The 25,737-nt window shown below is 46.4% G+C and carries 17 protein-coding genes; 16 read left to right on the forward strand and 1 reads right to left on the reverse strand.

The genetic code is table 11. The features are described 5' to 3' along the window. The first annotated feature begins 214 nt into the window (after window positions 1–214). From AC4G47_RS11230 to leuD, 5 genes are all read left to right on the forward strand, one after another. The gene (locus AC4G47_RS11230; protein ID WP_491106030.1) at window positions 215–2,113 is read left to right on the forward strand and encodes a beta-glucoside-specific PTS transporter subunit IIABC; all 1,899 of its coding nucleotides are present in this window, start codon (window positions 215–217) and stop codon (window positions 2,111–2,113) included. Window positions 2,114–2,149: 36 nt separating this feature from the next. After that, window positions 2,150–2,989 (forward strand): BglG family transcription antiterminator LicT, encoded by an 840-nt coding sequence (gene licT / locus AC4G47_RS11235; protein WP_491106031.1) that lies wholly within the window; start codon window positions 2,150–2,152, stop codon window positions 2,987–2,989. A gap of 45 nt (window positions 2,990–3,034) precedes the next feature. Beyond that, window positions 3,035–4,492, forward strand: a complete 1,458-nt coding sequence (locus AC4G47_RS11240) for a glycoside hydrolase family 1 protein (RefSeq protein WP_491106032.1) — start codon at window positions 3,035–3,037, stop codon at window positions 4,490–4,492. A gap of 377 nt (window positions 4,493–4,869) precedes the next feature. Beyond that, a complete protein-coding gene (gene leuC, locus AC4G47_RS11245) occupies window positions 4,870–6,291 on the forward strand; it encodes a 3-isopropylmalate dehydratase large subunit (RefSeq protein WP_458127287.1) in 1,422 nt (473 codons plus the stop codon). 31 nt (window positions 6,292–6,322) lie between these two features. Further along, entirely contained in the window at window positions 6,323–6,925 is a 603-nt protein-coding gene (leuD, locus tag AC4G47_RS11250; RefSeq protein WP_491106033.1) for a 3-isopropylmalate dehydratase small subunit, read from the forward strand. 318 nt (window positions 6,926–7,243) lie between these two features. Here leuD and AC4G47_RS11255 read toward each other — a convergent pair whose 3' ends face one another. Continuing rightward, a complete protein-coding gene (locus AC4G47_RS11255) occupies window positions 7,244–7,417 on the reverse strand; it encodes a hypothetical protein (protein ID WP_491106034.1) in 174 nt (57 codons plus the stop codon). A 348-nt stretch (window positions 7,418–7,765) separates the two neighbouring features. On the opposite strand from AC4G47_RS11255, the gene AC4G47_RS11260 reads away from it, so the two are divergent. The 11 genes from AC4G47_RS11260 (at window position 7,766) to AC4G47_RS11310 (ending at window position 25,659) form a co-directional block, all read left to right on the forward strand. Next, window positions 7,766–9,172, forward strand: coding sequence for an N-acetylmuramoyl-L-alanine amidase family protein (locus AC4G47_RS11260; protein ID WP_491106035.1), 1,407 nt, complete (start codon window positions 7,766–7,768; stop codon window positions 9,170–9,172). Window positions 9,173–9,430: 258 nt separating this feature from the next. Next, complete coding sequence (locus tag AC4G47_RS11265; protein ID WP_491106036.1) at window positions 9,431–10,840, forward strand: N-acetylmuramoyl-L-alanine amidase family protein; 1,410 nt, start codon at window positions 9,431–9,433, stop codon at window positions 10,838–10,840. Window positions 10,841–10,875: 35 nt separating this feature from the next. Further along, a complete protein-coding gene (locus AC4G47_RS11270; protein ID WP_491106037.1) occupies window positions 10,876–11,553 on the forward strand; it encodes a GerMN domain-containing protein in 678 nt (225 codons plus the stop codon). A 72-nt stretch (window positions 11,554–11,625) separates the two neighbouring features. After that, window positions 11,626–14,364, forward strand: coding sequence for an S-layer homology domain-containing protein (locus AC4G47_RS11275; RefSeq protein ID WP_491106038.1), 2,739 nt, complete (start codon window positions 11,626–11,628; stop codon window positions 14,362–14,364). Between the two features lie 163 nt (window positions 14,365–14,527). Then, entirely contained in the window at window positions 14,528–15,223 is a 696-nt protein-coding gene (nth, locus tag AC4G47_RS11280; protein ID WP_036607558.1) for an endonuclease III, read from the forward strand. 23 nt (window positions 15,224–15,246) lie between these two features. Beyond that, window positions 15,247–15,519, forward strand: a complete 273-nt coding sequence (locus AC4G47_RS11285) for a hypothetical protein (RefSeq protein WP_017687779.1) — start codon at window positions 15,247–15,249, stop codon at window positions 15,517–15,519. Between the two features lie 412 nt (window positions 15,520–15,931). Then, the gene (locus AC4G47_RS11290) at window positions 15,932–19,621 is read left to right on the forward strand and encodes a dynamin family protein (RefSeq protein WP_491106039.1); all 3,690 of its coding nucleotides are present in this window, start codon (window positions 15,932–15,934) and stop codon (window positions 19,619–19,621) included. 324 nt (window positions 19,622–19,945) lie between these two features. Beyond that, window positions 19,946–21,718, forward strand: coding sequence for an ABC transporter ATP-binding protein (locus AC4G47_RS11295; RefSeq protein WP_458123034.1), 1,773 nt, complete (start codon window positions 19,946–19,948; stop codon window positions 21,716–21,718). After that, a complete protein-coding gene (locus tag AC4G47_RS11300; RefSeq protein WP_036613270.1) occupies window positions 21,715–23,565 on the forward strand; it encodes an ABC transporter ATP-binding protein in 1,851 nt (616 codons plus the stop codon). Before AC4G47_RS11295 ends, AC4G47_RS11300 begins: the two co-directional genes overlap by 4 nt. Before the next feature lie 458 nt (window positions 23,566–24,023). After that, window positions 24,024–25,211 (forward strand): formate-dependent phosphoribosylglycinamide formyltransferase, encoded by a 1,188-nt coding sequence (gene purT, locus AC4G47_RS11305; protein WP_491106040.1) that lies wholly within the window; start codon window positions 24,024–24,026, stop codon window positions 25,209–25,211. Then, on the forward strand, window positions 25,201–25,659 hold the full coding sequence (locus tag AC4G47_RS11310) for a GNAT family N-acetyltransferase (protein ID WP_253438357.1): 459 nt from the start codon (window positions 25,201–25,203) through the stop codon (window positions 25,657–25,659). The genes purT and AC4G47_RS11310 overlap by 11 nt, the downstream gene beginning before the upstream one ends. Window positions 25,660–25,737 lie beyond the last annotated feature (78 nt).

Below are 25,737 nucleotides of genomic sequence, written 5' to 3' on the forward strand. Positions count from 1 at the left end.
AATCAACGTTTTCATATGTATCAGCTTTAAGCTTCAGCACGGATACATTTCAAATGTCATATTCTTTTTTGTTCATATAATTGAATAACAGTTCATCCAACGATGGCGTGTTACTGTTCGGCAGGCAAGACCTAGATTGGGTGGGAATATTTATTTTTCCTACCCTTTTTAGGTCTTTTTTTGTTTCCTACATGAAATATTGCGGAGGTGCACCATGAATCACAAACAATTAGCCCAATCGATTATGGAGCTGGTCGGTGGCAATGATAATATCAACACGTTAATTCATTGCTCTACCAGGCTCAGACTTACCCTGAAGAATCCGGATATGGCGAAGACCCAAGAAATTAAGAGCCTCGATGGCGTTATTGGCGCAGTGAATAGCGGCGGACAATATCAGGTAATTATCGGTAATGACGTCGCATACGTCTACAATGAACTTGCCAAGATGGTGGATACTCGGCAATCAAACGAGATTCAGGAGAAACAAAAAGCGGATTATAGCCCCAAAGGTCTGTTTAATACCTTTGCCAGTGTCATTGCAGGCATTTTCCAACCTATTATCCCAGCCATTGCTGCCTCGGGCATGCTTAAGGCACTGTTGCTACTAGCGACCGTGACCGGCTTGATGTCCAAAGAGAGCCAGACATATACCGTTTTGAGTGTCATGTCTGATGCTGCCTTTTACTTTCTTCCGATTCTACTGGCCTATTCCAGTGCAAATAGATTTAAAACCAATCCCTTTGTTGCCGTTCTGTTTGGTGGCATCATGTTACACCCGAATATGATTGGTCTGCTTGGCGGTGAAGATCCGGTGTCCTTTATTGGCATACCTGTTGCATCCGTTCAATATGCGACATCCGTAGTACCGATTATTCTAACGGTCTGGTTCATGTCTTACATTGAAAAGTTCGCGGACAAGATCTCACCAGGGCCGGTCAAGATTTTCCTTAAACCGTTGATTGTTATTCTCATTGTTGCTCCAGTTGCTCTGATTGTACTTGGACCTCTGGGGATGTATCTCGGAACGGGAATGTCCAACCTGATCTATTGGATTCAGGATAAGATTGGATGGTTGACCGTTGTCATTATGGCTATATTGATGCCTCTAATTGTCATGTTCGGTATGCATAAAGTATTTTATCCTATTATTTTTGCAGCCTTGGCTTCACCTGGATACGAGACACTGGTGCTGGTCGCGATGCTGGCATCCAATATGGCGCAGGGAGCAGGCGCACTGGCGGTGTCATTCAAAACCAAAGATATCAAGCTGAAACAAGTCGCTTTGTCTGCAGGAATTTCAGGTGTATTCGGTATCACGGAACCCGCTCTGTACGGTGTACATTTAAGGCTCAAGAAAACGCTGTTTGCCTGCATGATCGGCGCCGGAGTCGCTGGGTTGTTCGCAGGTATTGTGAATCTCAAAGCATATGCTGCCGTGGGTCCGGGGATTGCCTCCATGCCTATGTTTATCAGTGAAGATCATATGAATATTATCTATGCGATCATTACCATGCTGATCTCTGCCATTGTCGCGTTTGTCGCCGTATATGTCATTGGATTTCAGGATGTTGTTCCAACAGCAGTGTCGATGGCAGGCAGTCCCACAATCAAAGCGAGAGGCGAATCTGAAATCCAGCCATCCACAGGGATCAAATCGAAAAAGATCGTTTTTGCTCCATTGGAAGGCAAGGTGATGCCTTTAAGAGAGGTGAAGGACGAAGCCTTCTCACAAGAGGCCATGGGACAAGGTATGGCGATTCAGCCAAGTGTTGGAAAGGTGTTTGCCCCGTTTGATGGTACCGTTGAGACGGTGTTTCGTACCAAACATTCCATCGGTCTGAGATCAGTAGAGGGAGTTGAACTTCTGATTCATGTCGGATTGGATACGGTGAAACTGAAAGGCCAGCATTTTGATGTAAAAGTAAACGAAGGAGAACAGATCTCTCATGGTCAGCTCCTGATCGAATTTGATCTTGAAGCAATACAAGCTGCAGGTTATGACACCACGACCCCTGTAATTGTGACCAATTCATCGGATTATCTGGAGGTGTTGGGCAATGAAACTGCATCGATAACAGGACCGGGGAAACCATTAATTACGGTGTTATAACCCGCTGAAATATGAATGAAAGGCAGGCAGCCTGATATGGAAGTCGTAAAAATACTGAATTCGAGCATTGTTCTCGCCAGACGTGGTGAGGATGACAAGGAAATTATTGTGATGGGAAAGGGCATCGGCTACAAGAGCAAACCGGGAGATATCGTGAGTGAGGATGAGATCGAGAAGATCTATGTCCTTGAAAATGAAACGATCTCCTCAGATCTCACTGCCCTGATGAAGGAAACGCCAAAAGAATATCTGATTCTGGCTGATGAAATCATCTCCCATGCCAAACATACATTGTCCCGCCATCTGAGTGATCATCTCTATGTCGCATTAACGGATCACCTTTATATGGCCATGAAGCGATTCAAGGACAATATGACGATCCAGAACCGAATGCTGTGGGAAGTGAAAAAGTTCTATCCACAGGAGTTCAGTATCGGGTTGCACGGCCTGTCTCTCATTCAAAAAGAGCTTGGTCTCACCCTGCCAGAAGAGGAAGCGGCCAATATCGCCTTTCATCTCGTTAATGCCCAGCAGAATGATGACAATATGAATCAGGTCATGTTGATGACTAACACCGTCAAGGATGTACTTAATATTATCAAAATTCACTATCACGTGGAGCTGGATACACACAGCATCAACTATTCACGCTTTTTGACCCATTTGCAGTTCTTCATTCAACGGCTCTTTGAGCATAAAACATTAAATACGCAGGATCATGAGCTCTTTGAGCAGATCGCGAGTAAATATCCGCAGGAAGAAGCCTGCGTACTTCTGATCAAGGATTATATTGAAGCCCGGTTTGAACATACGATCTCCAATGAGGAGATGATGTATTTGATTATTCATATCAATCGGGTCATGAGTCGTAATTAAGCAAGAATGAAAGAGTCACAGCGTTAATCCAAGGAGGAATACACAATGACCAATACAACAAGACCGTTTCCAGAAGACTTTCTATGGGGAGGGGCAATAGCTGCCAATCAGGCAGAAGGAGCCTGGAATGTGGACGGCAAAGGTCTGTCAACAGCCGACATTGCTATCTATCGAAAAGGTGTGGCCAAGAGTGAGTATAAGAAACACAATGCAATCAATGAAGAACAAATCAAGACTGCGATGGAGTCTACCTCGGATAGAGAGTATCCGAAACGCAGAGGCATTGATTTCTACCACCGTTACGAGGAGGATCTGGCCTTGTTTGGGGAGATGGGTCTAAAAACGTTGCGCCTATCTATTGCGTGGACCCGAATTTTCCCAAATGGTAACGAAACAGAGCCGAATGAAGCCGGTTTGCAGTTCTATGACCGCGTTATTGATGGCATGCTGAAACAAGGAATTGAACCATTGATTACGTTGTCACATTATGAAATGCCGATGTATCTGGTGAATAACCACGGTGGATGGACGGATCGGATAGTGGTCGATTATTTTGTTCACTTTTGTAAAACCGTGTTCACCCGTTATAAGGACAAAGTGAAATATTGGATTACATTTAATGAAATTGACAGCATTGTTCGTCATCCGTTTACCAGTGGTGGCATTGTTCCAGAGCGTTTTGAGAATGTGGAGCAGGCGATATACCAAGGGTTACACCATCAATTTGTAGCAAGTGCGCTCGCAGTGAAGTACTGTCATGAGATCATTCCAGGTTCCCGGATCGGATGTATGCTTACCAAACTGACGACGTACGCTCATACATGTAATCCCGAAGACGTACTCGTTGCTTCCCGGGATAATCAATTCAATCTGATGTTCACGGATGTACAGGTGCGCGGAGCGTATCCGTACTTTACAAAGAGATTTTTTACCGAAAAAGGAATTCATCTGGATATGCTTGAGGGGGATGAGGAGATTCTGAAAGTACACACTGTGGACTTTATCTCATTCAGTTATTATATGTCCCTCGTCTCGAGTGTGGATGGCGACCGATTGGAACAGGTGAGTGGCAATACAACTGGAGGGGTGAAGAATCCGTATCTCCACACCAATGATTGGGGCTGGCAGATTGACCCGGTAGGTTTGCGTATCTCATTGAATGAACTGTATAGCCGTTACGAGGTGCCCTTGTTTATCGTTGAAAATGGGATTGGAGCTGTAGATACGATTGAAGCCGATGGTAGCATTCAGGATGATTATCGTATTGATTATTTCTGTTCTCACATTGAACAAATGCATGAAGCGATTCTGGACGGTGTTGAACTGTTGGGCTATACCAGTTGGGGAGTGATTGATCTGATCAGTTATTCTTCTTCAGAGATGGAGAAACGATATGGCTTTATTTATGTAGATCAGGATAATGACGGCAATGGAACACTGGAGAGAAAACGCAAGAAGAGTTTCCATTGGTACAAAGATGTGATTGCGAATAACGGCTTGTAATACGCGAGTAGGACAAGCACTCCATAAGACATTGTTGACTGGAATGGATCATCTAATAAGTCTAATGAGGAAGTGGGAAAGCAGCTCTGGATTCAGGGCTGTTTTTTCCTGTTTTAGATAAAAGCATTGACAGCGAAGAAGCGGGAACGTAGTATAGACTTTATATGATAATGATAATTGTTATCAACTGAAACCTCTGCTATGAGCAGTGGTTTATTTGCTTTTCCCTCATTATAGGTTAAACCTATTACATCTATAGATATTATATCTTGGAACAATGAAGGACAGGGTGATATATTTATGTCATTCAAGAGCTTCACTTTTTAGAAGAAACACGAGGCTCTTCCAAGGACCGAACTTATGATGAGGTGAAAATGATGAGTAAAAAAACGATGTTTGAGAAAATTTGGGAAAATCACGTAATTCATCAAGAAGAAGGCAAACCGAGCATTCTGTATATCGATCTGCATCTGGTGCACGAAGTAACTTCTCCGCAGGCATTTGAAGGACTTCGTCTGAGTGGGCGTAAAGTTCGTCGCCCTGAGCTGACATTTGCGACAATGGACCACAACGTTCCAACAAAAGATCGTTTCAACATTACAGACCCAATCTCCAAGCAACAAATTGATACACTTTCGCAAAACTGCCGTGATTTCGGCGTGAAATTGTATGATCTGGACACAATTGATCAAGGCGTTGTGCACGTTATGGGACCTGAACTCGGTCTGACTCACCCAGGCAAAACAATTGTATGTGGTGACAGTCATACGTCCACACACGGTGCGTTTGGTGCACTGGCATTCGGAATCGGAACAAGTGAAGTTGAGCACGTTATGGCAACCCAATGTTTGCAACAAGCGAAAGCCAAAACAATGGAAGTTCGTTTTGTCGGCAAACGTAACCCGGGTGTAACCGCGAAGGACATGATCCTCGCAGTTATTGCCAAATACGGTACAGACTTTGCAACAGGTTATGTTATTGAGTACACAGGCGAATCCATCCGTGAGTTGAGCATGGAAGAGCGTATGACGGTCTGCAACATGTCCATCGAAGGTGGAGCAAGAGCAGGATTGATCGCTCCGGATGAAACAACATTCGAATATCTGCGTGGACGTGAATACGTACCAGCGGATGCCAAATTCGATGAAGCTGTAGCAGGTTGGAAACAACTTGTAACCGATGAAGGTGCCGAGTTCGACCATGTGGTTGAAATCGATGTGGAAACATTGATTCCGCAAGTAACTTGGGGAACAAGCCCTGGCATGGGAACCGACATTTCTTCGAAAGTTCCTGTTCCGGCTGAATTGCCTACAGAAAACGAACGCAAAGCGGCTGAAAAAGCGCTTGAATATATGGGACTTGAACCGGGAACACCAATCGCCGAGATTCCAATTGACTATGTATTTATCGGTTCTTGCACCAATGGACGGATCGAAGATCTGCGTGCAGCAGCACAAGTGGCTAAAGGTCACACGGTATCCAGTCGGGTTACAGCAATTGTTGTACCAGGCTCAGGACGAGTTAAAATCCAAGCAGAACAAGAAGGTTTGGATAAAATCTTCACGGAAGCCGGATTTGAATGGCGTGATGCGGGATGCAGCATGTGTCTGGCGATGAACCCGGATGTATTGAAGCCAGGACAACGTTGTGCTTCGACTTCCAACCGTAACTTTGAAGGACGTCAAGGACGCGGAGGACGTACGCATCTGGTGTCTCCGGCAATGGCAGCAGCAGCAGCAGTTAAGGGCCACTTTGTGGACGTACGGGACTGGAATTTCAAAACGGAAGCAGCGATCTAACCAATAACGGACAGAAGGGAGAACGTTTAATATGGAAGAATTCAAAACATTACAAGGCATCGTTGCACCGGTAGACCGGGTCAATGTAGATACAGATGCAATCATTCCGAAACAGTTTCTGAAACGGATTGAGCGTACAGGATTTGGACAATTTTTGTTCTATGAATGGCGTTTTGATGAAGAGGGGAACAACATTGCTTCCTTCGAAATGAACAAACCTCGTTACGAGGGAGCATCGATCCTGATCTCGCGTGCCAACTTTGGCTGTGGATCTTCCCGTGAGCATGCGCCATGGGCGATTATGGACTATGGATTCCGTTGTGTCATCGCACCATCGTTTGCGGATATCTTCTATAATAACTGCTTTAAGAACGGAATCTTGCCCATCAAGCTGTCGGAAGAGCAGGTTGAGGACCTGTTCCAGCGTACAGCAACACATGAAGGCTACGAGATGAATGTGAGTCTGGAAAACAAAACGATTACTGATGCATACGGACTGCATATCGATTTTGATCTGGATGAGCACCGTCGTCAATTCCTGTTGCAAGGATTGGACGACATCGGTCTCACCCTTCAACATGATGATGAGATTGCTGCATATGAACAACGCCACGCGGCAAAACTGTTCGGTTAATCTCTAAAGTATCCTATAACAAAAAGCTTCTGCCTCCGAAAGGAACCTTGTTCCGATCAGTGAGACAGAAGCTTTTTGTATTTCAGAAAATATATATTCAAAGCGAACTCCGTGATCGGATTAGCCGTTTTGCCCATATCGTGTCCATCTACAATCCCAGCCCTCTCCAGCCGAGCTCACTGATCAGTACTTCACTAGCCTTATCCTTGAGCCACAGATCACGTTTGGTTCCTGTCATACTCTTCATGGGATATTGGATGAGCAATACGTAACCGTACTGCTGGGAGGCTTCTTTATAGCCCTGATCTGTGAAGCGCTTCAGATAGTCTCTTTTGAATTCGTCCTCATCGCGGTATCACACGGAAAGTCTTTTCTGCTCGTTGTACCATGAGTACCGACTGTGCCGATATGTTCAACGACTTGTCCTTCTTCAATCCAGTATTCCGCATAAAGGAATTTGCCATCGGGTTCTTTCTTATATAGTGTAAGCATCCAGTTCCCTCCTAAGAGTTTTTTATCTAATAACTTCTTTTTTTAGCAGTACTTTCTGTTCCAGAATATGTATACTTTAAAGTTACATTGTTAGATGTAATATCGTCAATATATGACATCATTGAAATGAAATCGATATACATTCATGACAATAAGAGATTCATGGCTTCATGTGATCCCTTTTTATCATCTTATTTCCGACTGAATATGACAACGTTGTAACCGGATGAAGGGACAATATCTGATAAACTGTTTAGTATATTATGGAAGGTTACATAGCGTCATTGTTTTTACACTGCAGAGAATCAGGTCGGATGTTCAAAAGACAAAAAGAATGGTGGATGAGGTATGAAGAAATGGTCAGCAGCAGTCGTTTTTTTTCTGTTCCTGTGTTTATTTCCAGTCATGGCACATGCAGACACCACTCCCTCGATTGTGCTCGACGGTGTAACCATTGACCAGCAGACGGGAGCTCCTGCAGAGAATATCGGGAAGACGGTCATGGTTCCAATTCGAATTGTATCCGAGAACCTAGGTTATGAAGTGAAGTGGGAGAAGGCAACCAAGTCAGTCCAGGTTCAAAAAGGAAGCAGCACCATTCAAATGACCGCTGGTAAAGATGCGGCTACAGTGAATGGAAATGTAGTAAACCTGGATTCGCCCCCATTAATCAAACAGGGAACTACGCTTGTTCCGCTACGTTTTGTCGGGGAAGGCATGGGTCTGCGTGTTGGATGGGACAATGGAACCAAGACAGTAAGCCTATTTAGTATTCCTCCCGTGGTTGAAACGGAAGGTGACAGTGCCCCCGTCGAGGCGCCTGTCCCAGGTGGTCTGACAGAACTTCAAGGGATCAGCTTCAGCGGAGATCGCTTGATTATAGCGACAAACGGTAATATTAGCCCGAAAGTTTCCAGTATTGGTGGGCCAGACCGTATTATTGTTGATCTTCCTGCAGCGACATTTTCTCAGGAATTCATTCAAGGACAAGCCTCTAACCCGGATGGCAGCGGACAGATTCTCGTTACGGATTCATCCCTGGTTTCCAAAGTTCGATATGCCATGTTCAGCAAGGCGCCTTCCACCGTGCGTGTTGTTCTGGATCTAAGTCAGAAGGCTACTGCCAAATGGTCTGTTGGAGATAACAATGTCCTGCTCGTCGATCTGACAGCCACGAGTGGAGAACCCACAAGCCAACCGGCAGTGCCTACGAATGACGGGAAAACGATTGTGGTCATTGATCCGGGACATGGTGGTCGTCAATCGGGTGCAGTGAGTTTGTCGGGTGCTTATGAGAAGGATTTCAATTTGGCTGTAGGACTGAAGGTACAGGCAATCCTTCAACAATACCAAGATATTCAGACGGTCATTACACGCCAGGATGATACAGAGCTTTCGCTTAAACAGCGCGTAGATATTGCTGAATTGAATCAGGCAGATATTTTTGTGTCCATTCATGGAAACAAATTTACGACACCCGTACCAAACGGCGTTGAAACGCTCTACAGCCGTAAGGAAAGCAAAACCTTGGCTGACACTCTTCACAAATATGTGTTGCCGATAACAGGACTCAAGGATCGTGGTGTTAAAACGGCGAGTCTGCATGTGACGCGCGAAACAACTATGCCTGCTGTGTTACTTGAACTTGGTTTTTTAAGCAACCCAACAGATGAAGCAGTCATGCTTACCGAAGAATACCAGGACAAATGTGCACAGGCGATTGTGGACGGAATCGTTGAATTTTTGGGACTGTAAAGTGAATTATGCGCAAATATGAAGGTTAGGGTAGTACGTTGTTTAGAGATGTATATTTGATAAATAAGGAAAAAAACAGACATTAAAATGTAAAAAAAGCTTGATCTGACAACGTTTTTTTTCTGTTATGTTGGAATATATTCGCAACTTTTGAGCGCGAGGGGCGTCTAATAGGTGTCTGGTAATGCCCAAGCGGTCAGTCGGAGTTGGAAAATGACAACATGCGGCAAAAAAATATGAGAATGGTAGGGGTGAAGGATGAAGAAGTTCGGTTTTTTGGTACTGTTATTTGTCTTTGGGCTCGTTTTCCCGGGCTATAGTCATGCAGCAACAGACACGAAAATTATCCTAGACGGAAAAGAAATCGTACAGCCATCGGATACGAAGGCGGAAATTATCAACAGCAAGGTGATGGTTCCGATCCGGGTTGTGTCCGAAAATCTTGGGTATAGCGTGGAGTGGAAGCAGCAAACGCAAACTGTGACTATCAGCAAAGACAACACTGCCATGCAGATGATTGTTGGACAGAAGACGGCAACGGTGAACGGCAGTAACGTAAACCTGGATGCCCCGCCACTCGTTAAAAATGGTACTACACTCGTGCCTCTCCGATTTATTGGTGAGGAAATGGGTCTTAAGGTGGGTTGGAACAATACCACGAAGACGGTAACATTAGTTACCCAGAATTCAGGTTCCGGAAACGGGACAACCACACCTCCGAACTCTGGCAATGAAGGTGGAGGATCGGATCAGGAAGGTCTTGTACTGGTGAACGGCATCAGCTTCAGCGACAACCGCTTCATGATTGCAACAAGCGGAAGTACGAAGCCGAACGTCTTCACGATGACAGGACCAGATCGAATCGTTATAGACTTGCCGAATACCGCATTTGCTGATTCATTCAGTGAAGGACAGGCTTTAGACAGCAACCAGAATGGACAACTCGTCGTTAGCGGCTATCCGGATGTGTCTAAGATTCGTTACTCGTTATACAGCAACAGTCCATCCACACTTCGTTTTGTGATCGATCTGTCGAGTTCAAAAGGGTACAGTGTGCAAAATGATTCCGGACTGATCATGATTGACCTCAACAATCAAAGTGGTACACCTGCTCCTCCAGTTGGTGATAATGGCAAAAAAGTTGTCGTTATTGATGCAGGTCACGGAGATCAGGATCCTGGGGCAATCGGTGTAACAGGCAAACGTGAAAAGGACTTCAATCTGGCAATAGCTCTGAAAGTAGAAGCCTTGTTGAAAAAAGAATCCAAAATTGACGTTGTGTTAACGCGCAGCGATGATACATTTTTGGCATTAAAAGAACGTGTGAAGATTGCACAAGACATAAAAGCGGATATCTTTATCTCCATTCATGCTAACAGTGGCCCGGCTGCTGCGAACGGTGTAGAGACATTCTATACACGCTCCAACAGCAAAGCACTTGCCACTGTAATGCACAAGTATCTTTTGCAGTCTTCCGGACTGAAAGATCGTGGAGTGAAAACGGCAAGTCTCCACGTAACCCGTGAAACGACAATGCCAGCAGTTCTGCTGGAAGGTGGATTCCTTAGCAACAAGAGTGACGAAGCAGCCTTGTTCACGGAGAGTTTCCAGAACAGCGTTGCCAAAGGGATTGTTGCAGGAATCAAAGAGTACCTGGGAATTAAATAAGGGACAAGCCCTTATGTTGAGGAGGCGGAGTTAGAATGAACAAGAAAATATGGATTGCAGCCTTGCTGGTCACGGTTATGGCAGTTGCTGCTGGATGTGGAAGCAAGCCAACAGCTGCTCCGAATCAGACGCAAGGCGCAGGAACCGAAACCGAAACCGAAACCAATGTGACCGAAGTTGAAGGCGAAACAATTACCGAACCGGTAACTGCTGATCCTGAAGAGAACACAACACCTACAGAATCCACGGAAGGCAGCTCAGAGGAGACGACTACTCCGTCTAGCGGAACGTCCACGGAGACGCCAGCAACTTCCGAAGGCAATGAAAAGAAAACGATCACTGTATTCTATACGGATGAAGAAGAACTGGAGTTGCACAAAGCTTCGGCAGAGATTTCATATGCATCGGAGGATGCCAAGTATAAGGCTGCCTTTGAATCTTTGCAACAGAGCAAAGACGATAAACTAGTTCCACTGTGGGCGAAAGAGATTGAATTGAAATCTGTGCAGTTCAAAGATGGAGCCCTTACGCTGGATATTCATATGCCAGATACGGCACGTCTTGGTGCAGGTGGAGAATCCTATGCGCTGGATGCTTTGAAACAAACATTCTTCCAGTTTGATGAAGTTAAATCACTTGATTTACTGGTAGACGGTCAACAGTCCGAGAGTCTGATGGGCCATGTGGATCTTGAACATCCAATGACAAGATAGGCTTTACAGCATGCTGTCGTACCGTGAATTCACGGAATATAGGTCGTTTTACATGAGAGAGGGGAATCATAGGTGACTTTTAAATATAACCATCCATCACACTCTAAAAAAGTAGTATCAGCCGTGCTTGCAGGCATGATGGCCCTTAGCGCCGGTGGAGCTGCCATGGCAGCAGAATCAACAGAAACGGGGCAGGGTCAGACTGCTACAATAACGAACACGGCTGCACCAACTGGTTTGTTCAGTGACATCAACGTCGGATACTGGGCTGAGAAACATGTGTACAAACTGGCATATCAAGGTATTCTCCTCGGTAATAACGGCTTGTTCCGTCCAGGAGACGCGGTAACTCAGCAAGAAGCTGTAACTATGGCAATCCGTTTTATGAATCAAGAGGGCCAGTTGAATACCGACACGGCTGCGGCATTACCGACAAACATGGAAGTGGGAAATTATTTCAAGCCATATGTCGCGCTGGCACTTCAACTGGGACTGATTGACAAGACGGAAGAATCAACGGTGGATGTATCCAAGACATCCTGGGGTCAAAAACCGGCTTCACGGGAATGGATTACGAAATTGTTAATCCGTTCATTGGACAAGGATGCTGAAGCCAAGGCACAAAACAATCAATCTACCGGATTTGCTGATAATGCAAGTATCTCCGAAAGTGGTAAAGGTTATGTCAATCTGGCTGTTAGCCTGGATCTGGCCAAAGGTGTGGAAGGCAACAAATTCAATCCAACCGGTTCCGTAACCCGTGCTCAACTCGCTACCTTCTTCAGTCGTGGCGAATCGTTAACGGATACAACGTATCCGAACACATCCACGGGTTATGTGACTGGATTGAAAGATGGGCAGATCACGCTGGTTGTGGACGGTAAAGCCGTTAACTTCGCAGTGAACAGCAGTACGCCTTACTTTACGAAAGACAGTGAAACCCGTGCTTCATCCACAGATGTGAAGCTATATACGAAAGTTATGGTTGTAGGTTCGGCAGGTGGGGCTTCTTATGTGGAAGTCGTTGATGCTACACCGCAGGTGGAAAGCGTTGAAGGTACTTTTGCGCGTTCATTGTCTGGTAACAAGATTGGTATCTTTGTGGGCGAAAATTACGAAACGTACAGTTATGATGAGGCAACTGCATTCATTGATCAGAATGGTAATACAATCAAACTGTCCGATATTACAGCTGATAGCATCATTGAAATACAGCGTGAGACGTTCTCGGCTGACAAAAAAACAGTTGCTATTCGTGTGAAATCCGGCATTGTTAACAAGAGTGACAATGGTGTAATTGCTGAAGTATCCACTTCTGGCAAAACAATCAAACTTGTCAATGCAGCGGGTGCTACAGAGCAGTTTGCATACAATGACAATCTGCTTGTCACATATCAAAACCGTATTCTGTCAGTGGCTGATCTCAAAGCTGGCAGTGCCGTGAAATACACCGTAAAGGACAGTATTTTGCAAACAATCGCATTGTCTCAAGGTGTGGAGCAATCGGTGCGCGGAACATTGGTTGAGATCGGTGGCAACCAGTCCACGTTAACGTTCAAACGTGAAGGGGGTTCCCTTGAGGCGAAACTGCTGACTGAAAAACCGGAAGTTATTATTAATGGTATTCAGGATGCGACGCTAAATGATCTAATCACAGATGCAACGAACGGAGATCAGGTGGAGCTGTCATTGAACTCTGACGATCAGGTAACGCGTATTCAGGTGATTGGACGTCAAATGGAACCTATGAACGGAGTAACGGTTGTATCTTACAACAGCAAAACAAAGGTACTTACCGTACTGGACAACAACAAAAAACCGTTTGTATTTACATTGGACGAAAAAACCAAATTGGACTACAATACGACCAAACCTACACTCGCTGGTCTGGAGTCGATTTTAAATGATGGTCGCAAATTGGATCTGACCTATGTGGGAACACGTGCGTTGTCCGTTAAAGTGATTTACAAGTACGAAGGTACGATTAGCAACATTGACACATCGGGCAAAAAAATCAGTTTGTTGTCTGGTAATCAGACGATTACAGTGCCTTATACTACCGCTTCTACGGTTGAGATCTATAATAAATCGGGCGCAAGTCTGGGAGATTTGAAGATTGGTGACAAAGTTACCGTAACGCTTGGAGCGAATCAGGATGTGGTTCAGAAGGTTGCACTGAACACTGTGGCTCAATTCGAAGTCGTAGCCTTGGAAGCGAATGGTCGTATTCGAGTAAAATCCGATCTGTTGACAAGTCAGTTCTACGTGGATCAAGCGGTGCTGACAGGAGAGAGTGGTCAGACGATCACGCCTTCACAACTGACAGCAGGCAACCTGATTAATGTAACGTTTGAAGGAGCTACGCCAAAAGCGGTACAAGTCGTGAAGCGCACGTTGGCTGAAGTCACAGCCGTGGATGCTTCATCCGTAACACTTAAGCAGTTTAACGGTCAGACTGAAACCGTGCCTGTTAGCGGTTCGGTTAAAGTCGTAAAATCTGGCTCTACCTTAACTTCACTGACTAGTCTTACGGTCGGAGATCGTGTCGAAATGACAAAAGATACGGATAATTCTACACGTTTCAGAGTGCTGACTGTCATGAGCAAACAATTCTGGTCTTATGATGGCGTTGGCAACCAGATTCTGGTTAAGCGGGAATCGACAGCAGACACGAACTATCGTTTTGCACTCGGATCAAGTGTATTTGTTCACCAGGGTGACAATACTTTAAGCGTGCAATCTCTCAGAGATAATGATAATATTGTATTGTATCTCCTGAACAATGTTATTCTGGAGATTCAAAAACAGTAATCGTTTCTTTTCGAGGATCAAAAGAATGACCGTCTTGATACGGGATCTTTCCCGCATCAAGACGTTTTTTTTGCAAGCTTTTTGGGGTCCCCGCAAAGCACTTGGATGAAGCTTCGAAGTAAGGCTCCTCAGAATGGAGTTATTTTGTGGGAGGTAGCTCTTCATGAATGCAGCGACGGTTAGACATATACTCGAAACTATGGAAGCAATGTTTCCTGATGCACATTGCGAATTAAATCACAGCAATGCATTTGAATTGACGGTAGCTGTCCTTTTGTCTGCCCAGTGCACCGATGAAACGGTGAACAAGGTAACTGCAGATTTGTTCCAAAAATACAGAAGCCCAGCAGATTATCTGGCGGTTCCTCTCGAAGAGCTGGAACAGGATATACGGCGTATTGGTTTGTATCGGAACAAGGCCAAGCATATTCAGAACATGTGCCGAATTTTAATAGAGCAGTATGGCGGCGATGTACCGCAGGAACATGATCAGCTTGTGACGCTACCAGGTGTCGGGCGGAAAACCGCGAATGTAGTTGTTTCCAACGCATTTGGAGTACCGGCAATTGCGGTAGATACTCATGTTGAACGAGTATCCAAGCGGCTGGCCCTTGCAGGTTGGGATGACTCCGTACTTGAAGTCGAGAAGAAACTAATGAAGCGCGTCCCCCGGGATGAGTGGACTTTAACTCACCACCGGTTTATATTTTTTGGACGCTACCATTGCAAGGCACAGAACCCTGCGTGTCATATCTGTCCATTGCTGGACATATGCAGGGAAGGGAAAAAACGTATGAAAACGTCCCAAATCAGGAAAGATAAGGAACGTGTCACTACCCGAAAACGAAAAATAAATTAATGAGCAGAAAAGGATGAATAATCATGAAATGCATTTCCGTGTACACTGACAATTTTGAGGCCTTCTCCGATATTTTTGAACAGATCGTTGAACAGGAAATGGCTGAAAATGAAGAAAAAGAAGTAGAAGGCATCACAGTAAGCCATTCTGGCGACGTGCCTGAACATTATCTGGAGCGTATGTCCGTAAAACCAGAAGTTGTTGTCATGAGAGACAAAGGCAGAGACATTACAATCCTGCAACATGGACAAGTATTTGAAATCTTGTTGCCTTCCATGGAGAACGCAGTTTCCTAAGAAGTGATTACACCAGTGGTCTTGTTGCGTTAATGCCATGTGGATCGTCTTGGTTAAGGTGATTGCGTCGGCCTTTAATGCAACAGACATTTGACTGATTGCTGATTATAGAACGTAATACAGATAAAACCGACTTGTTTCGGTTTTATTTTTTTTTAGATTATAGAATCTATACGTTTTCACCAGAGCTGAAGGAATTGATATTCGAAAGAAAAGCAACCGCTAAACCACGAATGGTTCATCATATCGATAGTGCTTCGATCGGAAGCTTTTCTTATATTTACTGTGTAGTGTCATGTATATTCAATTCCAACCGTTCAAATTCAAACTTGATAATGTTAAAATAAATGTTGTAAAAGAGATAGACGTCGAAACGGATGTCAAATTAGAGGAGCCAGGGGGAAGGCCAGTCATGTCCAGAACAGCAGATTACCCAAAAGAAATGGCCAAACCTCTGCTTCCGCTGCGTGAAGCGATGGAGCAGACAGGGGACCATACGGCTGTAAAGGCTTTAACGGATTTAATCAGCAAGGCGGAAATGAAACATCTGACGATTGCGTTCTGTGGTCACTTCTCTGCAGGCAAATCGAGTCTAATCAACAGTTTATGCGGAAAGCGGGTGCTGCCTTCAAGCCCCGTGCCAACAAGTGCGAATGTGGTATCCATACGTAATGGTAAACCGAGAGCGCTCATTTATACATCAACAAACGTAAGCGCTGACAATGGAGCAGGGACACTTGAAGTTTCTCCAGAGGAATTGGAGGCGTATTGCAAAAATGGTGGAGCTTATAGCTCAATTGAGGTATGGGATGATATCCCGCTGCTGAAAGATGATGCTGTTCTGCTGGATACACCAGGTGTGGATTCAACAGATCGGGGGCACAGTCTCGCGACTCATTCCGCGCTCCATCTGGCTGATGTGGTGTTCTATGTCATGGACTATAATCATGTTCAGTCCGAGACAAACCTTTCATTTGCCAAGAGTCTGTCAGATTGGGGCAAACCGCTGTTTCTGATCGTGAACCAGATCGACAAGCATCGGGAGCGGGAGCTTTCTTTTGACCAATACACCGAAGGTGTGGAAGCTATATTTGCGGCCTGGGAAGTCAGATATGACGGACTGTTGTTTACTTCCCTCCGCGACAAGGAGCATCGCTATAACCAGTGGGATGTGCTTCCGGAACTCATTGGACACATGATGCAAGAGAAGGAAGCTTTAATTAAGCACAGTTTGGCAAGTTCGGCCAATCATGTAACAGAGCAACACCTGACGAGACAAGCGGAGAAACGCGAGGATGAAGAGAATTCCCTCCTGGATGAGATCGGTGGCAAGGAAGGGATTGAACGCTTGGAACGAGAACTGGAGCTTCTCGATCAACAAGCAGCAGATATTCGTACCGGGCCTTCGCGAGTGCGTGAGAAGTTCAGGGCAGAGCTGGAACCCCTTCTTGCGAACGCGAATCTTACTCCTGCGGATATTCGTACGTCGGCTGCTGCCTATTTGGAGAGCCGTAAACCGGGCTTCAGGGTAGGCTTATTGTTCTCAGGCGGTAAAACTGAGCAGGAGAAACAACGCCGTGCTTCTGAACTGGTGCGGCTATTACAGGATCAGGCTTCCGGACAAGTGGAAGTACATATTCGTACGATGCTTAGGCAGCTGGGTGAATCCCATCAGTTATGGGGAACGGAGTGGGAGCAGGCGCTCAATACGGAGCTGCCTTCTGTAGATGAAGCACTATTGGAGATGAAACGCAGTGCCAGTGCAGAAGTCTCTCCAGAGTATGTGATTCAATTCAGCAAAGATCTGCGGGGCGAGATCGAAGCCCGCTATCGCAAGTCGGCCATGATGCTGGCCGACCGCATGCTGGAGGTGCTGGCTGCGCAAGGCGAAGCTGCGCTCCAGGCGCTGGACGCCAGCCGCGCAGCGCTGCTGGCGCAATCCGCGGCGGCGGCGCGCTACACGGCGCTCCAGCGCAGCGCCGCCGCAGAGGCAGCAGGGCTGCGCAGCCTGCTGCCCCATGCGGGCCCCCTCCCCTCCGGGCTATTGCCGGAGGTGAAGGGCCCGCACGTGCCCGCGGTGCCTGGACCGGGCGAAGCTCCCGGTCCGCATGCGGGCACGTCAGCGTCTGTGGCTGCGCAGCCACAGACGCAAGAGGCACCGCCGACGCAGCGCACAGCTGCAGCGGGGGTGCCTGGGCCATCGTCGGCGGCTGGCGCTGAACGCCGCCGACGCCTGGACGCAGCAGCGGCACGGCTCGAAGCCGCTGCTGCGCTGGTGGAGCCGTACCCCGCCATGGGGTCGGCGGTACGGGATCTGCGTGCACGCGCGGCTTCGCTTGCGGGCGGCACGTTCACTCTGGCGCTGTTCGGAGCATTCAGCGCCGGCAAATCCTCCTTCGCCAACGCGTTGCTGGGCGAAGCCGTACTACCCGTCTCGCCGCATCCAACGACAGCGGCGATTAACCGGATCATGGCTCCTGCAGGGGGCGCGGAACATGGAACAGCCCGGGTCCGCATGAAGACCCGGGCTGCCTTCCAGGAAGACCTCGGTTATTCCTTCCGATTGCTCGGCCTGGGTGAGCCTGGAACCGAGTGGCAGAAGCGAGTACGTTCCCTATCGCCACAGGATGTCCATCCCGCGGGGCGCCCGCATTACAGCTTTTTGCAGGCAGCAGCATCCGGCTGGGAAGAGACAGCGGACCAGTTAGGTCAGGATGTGTTGGTTGATCTGGAGGGTTACCGTAACTTTGTCGCAAACGAGAAGAAGTCCTGTTTTGTAGACAGTATCGATCTCTACTACAGCTGCGATGTAACTGAGCAAGGTATTGTATTGGTGGACACACCAGGAGCAGACTCCGTGAATGCTCGTCATACGGGTGTGACCTTCAATTATATGAAGAATGCAGATGCACTCATTTTCGTAACGTATTACAACCATGCTTTCTCACAAGGAGATCGCCAGTTCCTGAACCAGTTGGGACGTGTCAAGGATAGTTCTGCCATGGATCAGATGTTCTTTGTCGTGAATGCCAGTGACCTGTCTTCCTCCGAGGAAGAACTGGAGCAGGTTCTCGATCATGTGAGCACTCAACTGCGCAGTAACGGAATTCGGGCACCACGACTCTTCCCGGTATCCAGTATACTGGCGATGGAAGGCAAGATGGCTGGGGATTCGAAGCTGCTTGAGCAATCCGGTTTTATCCGGTTTGAGGAAGAGTTCAATCAATTTGCAGGCAGAGAATTAGCCGATCTTGCCGTCGGTGGTGCTTCCGAAGAGATGGCACGCGTCATTCAGCGACTGAAGAAGCGTGCGGAGGATGCGGCTCAGGGCGAAGAAGCATTGCAGCAGCGGCGGGATGAACTTGGGACCATTCAGGGACAGTCACGCCAGCGCATACAGCGGCTTGCAGAGCGATCCATGAAGGAAGAATTGTCACAGGAAACAGCAGAATTGCTCTTCCATGTGCGTCAGCGACTTGCCTATCGCCTTGGTCTATTCATGGCAGAAGCATTCCATCCATCCGTGCTTCGGGAGGATCGGGGGAATCTGAAGGCGGCTTTTGCAGCCTGTGGACGTGAGCTTTTGCGCATGATTGCAATTGAACTGGAGCAGGAACTGCTCGCCACAACCCTCAGACTCGAACAGGCTGGTCAGACCTGGCTGATGAAGCAAGTTACGGAATGTATAGACGAGGTGAGACAGTTATCTGGGGGCATGGATGTATCTTTGCCATTGAACGAACATTGGAGTACACCTGTGCTCGAAGAAGTCCGTTTGGAAGAACCGTCCGGGTGGAAGAACTATTTGAATTATTTCCGTAATCCGAAGCAGTTCTTCGAAGGGGATGGACGTCAGCGGTTACAAGAGGCACTGGATCCTGTCCTCAAACAGATGATCATTGAAGTTCTTCCTGCTGCACAAGACAAGCTGATTCAGTTTTATGACAACCAGCTTCGTCAATCATTGCAGCACCAATCCCGTCAGTTGGAAGAACGTCTGGACGAGGCGGTGAGCGGAATTCAAGATACGCTGGAGAGTGGAATTCCGGCCGAGCAATGGTCGAGCTTGTCTGTACAACTGGAACAGATTGAACGCAGTTAAAATCGTAGCATGACGCGTATTCTCTGGAAGTCTTTGTAAAACAAAATGATGGATACAGCAACATATTGAAAATGTTGCGTAAACCAACCCAAAAAGGCTCCTGCCGAAAAGGCATATAGGGAGCCTTTTTTTTGTACGAACAACCTGAAATAAAGAGAATATTCAAACATTTGATTGAAAGGTGGGCATTTACCTTCGTTAATGCGTCAATAAGCTGAAAGCAGGCAGAATATGGTCTGTTATTCGCTTTGCCGCGAATGGGGTACGGTGATAAACTTCATAAATGTTCATAGTATTTTTGAACGACATAAGAGGAGGAGAAACATGGATGTTCTTAGGCAACTGCAAACCTTTTTTTGGGAAAAGCGAACGTATTTATTTGTATCAATCTTTTTCCTCGCCTTAGCGACCGCGCTTGGGTTGGTGTATCCGTACATGCTGAGGATACTGATTGATGATATTATTGTTCCGCGCACTTTTGAAGACGTTCCCATAATTGCCTTGACTGTGTTAGGTGTAGTTATTTTGAAAGCGGGAATGCAGTTTTTACATGGCTTTTTTGGAGGACGCTTGGGTAACTTCCTGGCGTACAGACTCCGTAACGCATGTTACGAAAAGCTTCAATTTTTATCCTTCCGTTATTATGATACGGCCAAGACAGGTGATCTGATGTCCCGCCTCACGGGAGATTTGGAAGCCATCCGTAACTTTATCGGATTTGGTTTCGCCCAGATTCTTAACATGGTTTTGATGGTCGTATTCGGCGCAATCATGATGATGACCATGAGTTGGCAGCTTACGCTGTTCACGCTCATATGCATCCCATTACTTGCCTTCGTTGCGCTGAGATTCGAATCCAAAATTCACCCTGCATTTCAGGAGATGCGGCTGGCGCTCAGTTCACTGACGACAGCGGTACAGGAGAATATCACTGGAGTACGTACGGTAAAATCCTTTGCACGTGAGCCTTATGAAGTGGAGAAATTCTCTATACGCAATGAGCGTTACAAGACGAATCAGATCCATGCCGCAACATTGTGGAGTCGCTATTTTCCAATCATGGAGATTCTAGCTTCGGTGAGTATCGTTCTGTTGCTGGTAATCGGTGGAAAAATGGTTATACAGAAGACGCTGACACTCGGTGAACTCGTTGCCTTTTTCAGTTTGATCTGGTACATAATCGGTCCAATGTGGAACCTTGGGTTCCATATCAACAACTATACGCAATCCAAGGCTTCAGGTGAACGGGTGCTCGAACTGCTCAATACGCCAGTGGATGTGGAAGAAACGCAAGATCCGGTCATTGTGGAGGCAGACCAAGTGAACGGCCATGTGACATTTGAATCCGTAACCTTTGCCTACGGCAACAAAATGCCAGCGGTAACCGATATTAATTTTGATGCTGCACCCGGTTCTGTAATCGGTTTCCTCGGGGGAACAGGGTCAGGTAAATCGACCATTATTCAGCTCCTGATGCGTGCATACAACGTGAACTCGGGAACGATCAAGCTCGATGGAAAAAACATCAAAGATATAGGTATCCGCAGTTTGCGGAGTCAGATCGCTTCTGTATTCCAGGAAACATTCCTGTTCTCATCCAGCATTCGCAATAACATATCATACGGACTTAAGAACGTCACCATGGATGAAATTATCCGTGCAGCCAAGCTGGCCAAGGCACATGAATTCATTATGGAGTTCCCAGACGGATATGACACGGTGGTTGGTGAACGTGGTATGGGATTATCGGGAGGACAGAAACAGCGGATTGCGATCGCAAGGGCTTTGCTGAAAAATCCGAAAATTCTGGTACTTGATGATGCAACCAGTGCCGTGGACATGGAGACGGAACATGAGATTCAATCCGGTTTCCAGGAAGTCATGCGCGGCAGAACTACATTTATTATTGCACACCGGATATCTTCACTACGACATGCAGATGAGATTCTGGTACTCGATGAAGGTCGCGTGGTACAACGTGGCAAACATACCGAACTCATTGAGGTGCCTGGACCATATCAGGATGTTTATAAAATTCAATATGCAGATTATATTGCCCGCGGTAAGCGGGAGGCTGGGGAGCAGGTGAATTCATGAGTGCCGAAACGATAGCAGACAGGCGCGAGGCCAAAGTGGCCTCTGAGAAGAAACTGAATGAACGATTTGTTTATCAGGACGATGAAATTATTGAAAAGCCGTTTAACTGGAAAGAATTCGGACGTTTATTTGCATACATGAAACCTTATGCAAAACAACTGTTACCACTCGTTATTCTAATGATGATTTTGGGTACCATCACGAAATTGTCCGTACCTTTTCTGATCAGTCTGGCGATTGACCGGGCCATCGCACCGGCAACGGGGTTGCCGAGTATGACTATGCTTTATCTTATTGCAGGCTCCATATTCGTGTTGTATCTCATTCAATGGGCAGCCAATACGTACCGGATCAAACTGACGAACATTATTGGACAGCGCGTTATCTATGATCTTCGCTCGGATCTGTTCAAGCATATCCAGAAGCTGTCCTTTAACTTTTTTGACAAAAGACCGGCAGGTTCCGTACTGGTGCGTGTGACGAATGATATTAACTCTCTTCAGGATCTGTTCACCAACGGTGCAGTTAACGTCATGATCGACTGCGTGCAGCTGCTCGGGATCATTGTGATCTTGCTGTTGATTAACTGGAAACTGGGTCTTGCCGTGATCATTACGGTGCCGATCATGTTTATCATCTCGACCAAACTGCGGGTGCTGATCCGTCGTGCCTGGCAGGATGTGCGCATGAAGAACTCCCGTATTAACTCCCATTTGAATGAATCTATTCAGGGGATTCGAGTGACTCAGGCTTATACACAGGAAAAAGAGAACATGAAGTATTTTGACAACATGAACCTGTCCAGCAAAAAGTCATGGGATAGAGCATCAGCGATGAACCAAGGCTTCGGACCGCTGATTGAAATTACAGGCGGTTTCGGTACATTGATTCTCTTCTGGTTTGGTGCTTACCTGATTCAGGAAGGTCAGTTGACCGTGGGATTACTTGTTGCTTTTGCCAACTATGTCGGCAACTTCTGGGACCCGATCAACCGTCTGGGACAGATGTACAATCAGCTGCTGGTTGCGATGGCGTCATCGGAGCGCATCTTCGAATTCATGGATGAAAAGCCAAGTATCGCAGACAAACCAGGTGCCAAGCCGCTTCCTTCTATTAAAGGAGATATCGCATTCGAAAATGTTGTGTTCGAATACGAGAAGGGCAGACAGGCGTTGAAAGGAATCAGCTTCTCGGCGGCTGCAGGACAATCGATTGCACTTGTTGGTCATACGGGCTCAGGTAAAAGTACGATCATCAATCTAATCAGCCGTTTCTACGATATATCCGGCGGACGTCTCACCATTGACGGACAGGATGTGCGGGATGTAACGGTAGAGAGTTTACGCAGCCAGATCAGTATTGTATTACAGGATACCTTCATCTTCTCGGGTACAATCCGTGACAATATTCGATTTGGACGACTGGATGCAACGAATGAAGAGGTGGAGGACGCGGCAAAAGCAGTCAATGCACATGAGTTCATCATGAAGCTGCCTGGTGGATATGATACTGAAGTAGAAGAACGCGGAAACGTATTATCCATGGGACAACGGCAATTGTTATCCTTTGCCCGTGCGCTTCTTGCCGATCCACGCATATTGATCCTGGATGAAGCTACAGCCAGCATCGACACCGAAACAGAGCTTAAAATCCAGGAAGCGTTGAAGGTGCTGTTGCAGGGAAGAACGTCCTTTATGGTTGCTCACCGTCTATCGACAATCCGGAACGCAGATAACATTATCGTCCTGGATCATGGAGAAATTAAAGAAGAGGGTAACCATGAGCAACTTATCCAGAAACAAGGCGTTTATAATGGATTAATAGAAGCTCAATACAGATTTTTGTGATGATATCCTTGGACGACTGTGAAGCGTCTGATCACATATGAACTTATAACACTCTGGCGTTCTTTAGCCTGATCCTTCAATAATAAGTGCATCTTATTCATTGAAGACAGGTGAAGTAGCCGGAGTGGCTTATGAGGAACACCAAGAGTGGTTCAAAGATTAAATGAAATCTTCAGAGAATAAATCGAAAAATCCCAAGGTTTTAAACTTGGGATTTTTTTGTGTATTTCGATCCGCTGGAGTATTAAAATCTGTTCTTTTAACATTTCCTTAATTATGGGAGGAATGGAAGGAGTATCGAATCTGTGAACGGTAATTGTAAAATTTGATCGAAAAAACACAAAAAATCTTGTAAAATTCACAAGAAAAATAGGGGACACTCTTGCAATCTTTAACCAAAACCCCGAAAATAGAGAGACAGATATAGAAGATTTCTCTTTGGGAGGATTGGAAAGAACATGTGGGGTGCTCCTTTTACGGCTCAAGCCAAAAAAATGCTGCTACTAGGCAGTGGAGAATTGGGAAAAGAGGTCGGTATTGAGGCCCAACGACTGGGAGTAGAGACGATCGCTGTTGATCGTTATGAGAACGCACCTGCAATGCAGGTCGCGCACCGGTCTTACTGCATCGACATGCTGGATGCTGAAGCTTTGAAGCAATTGATCCGTAAAGAAAAGCCTCATTACATCGTACCTGAGATTGAAGCTATTGCAACAGAAGCTTTACTGGAGCTTGAGGAAGAGGGATTTTGTGTAGTACCTACTGCCCGAGCTGCACGTCTAACGATGGATCGCGAAGGCATCCGTCGGCTTGCAGCCGAACAATTGGAACTTCCGACAGCTGATTACCTTTTTGCGGATAACCTGGAACAACTTCAGGAAGCCGTACGTAAGCTTGGCACACCTTGTGTTATTAAACCATTGATGAGTTCTTCCGGTAAAGGGCAGAGTGTATGCCATACACCGGGCGACGTGGAGGATTGCTGGAACATTGCTCTTTCGGGAGCACGTGGCAAATCCGTTCGTGTCATCGTGGAGAGCTTTGTGCAATTTGACAGTGAGATTACATTACTTACCGTTAGGTCGGTATCAGGCACCGTTTTCTGTCCTCCGATTGGCCATATTCAGAAGGATGGGGATTATGTCGAATCTTGGCAACCTCATGCAATGACTCCTGAACAATGGGAGCAGGCTTGTCATATTGCCAAATCTGTTACGGATGAACTTGGCGGTTATGGACTGTTTGGAGTGGAATTGTTCCTGACTCCGGATGGTGTTGTGTTCAGCGAGGTATCTCCTCGTCCGCATGACACCGGCATGGTAACAATGGTGACGCAAGACAGTTCCGAGTTTGCGCTGCATGTACGTGCAATTCTTGGTTTTCCGGTTACAGGTGTACATCTGTTGACACCGGGAGCTTCAGCAACGCTGAAGGCTAATGATGAGACATCTGACTTTACTATAGGCGGGATTGAAGAAGCACTGGCTCTTCCTCGTACTCAGATTCGTGTATTTGGCAAACCTGAGACCAAAGTAGGACGCCGAATGGCTGTAGCGCTAAGTGCTGGTCAAGATGTGGAAGAAGCTCGTAGAACAGCGGTGCAAGCCGCTAATATGCTGAAAGTGGAGGTAAATCATGTCCAATAATGTTGAGGCCCCTGTACTGATGATCCGAGAGTGTGAACTGCGAGATGCTGAAGCGGTAACGGGACTGATGCGAGAGGTCAGCTATCCGACAACAGCCAATGTCATGAAAGAGCGCATTGAATGTTTGGAAACCAATCCAAACGCGTGCATGCTTGTTGCCGAAGTGGATGAACAAATTATTGGTGTGATTGGCTTGCAATGTGTGCAAAGTCATGCCTATCCAGAACCTGCCGCACAAATTACTTCTCTGATCGTTGGCCAGGAACATCGTGGTGGTGGAATTGGCCGTCGTCTGATGGCTCGTGCTGAAGATTGGGGCAGACAGCAAGGTGGTAAACAACTGTTTGTCACGGGTGCGAACCGTGAAGTGACTTCAACAACATACTCTTTTTATGAGCACATTGGTTTTCAGAAGAGAGGTTATCGGTTCAGTAAGGTTCTTCTATAGTATAAAAAGGTCTTTCCTATAACATGAAAATTCTCCTTATATCCTGATCTGCACCTTCTGGTGTCGTGAATGATAAAT

This window comes from Paenibacillus sp. Negev47 (genome assembly GCF_058313655.1).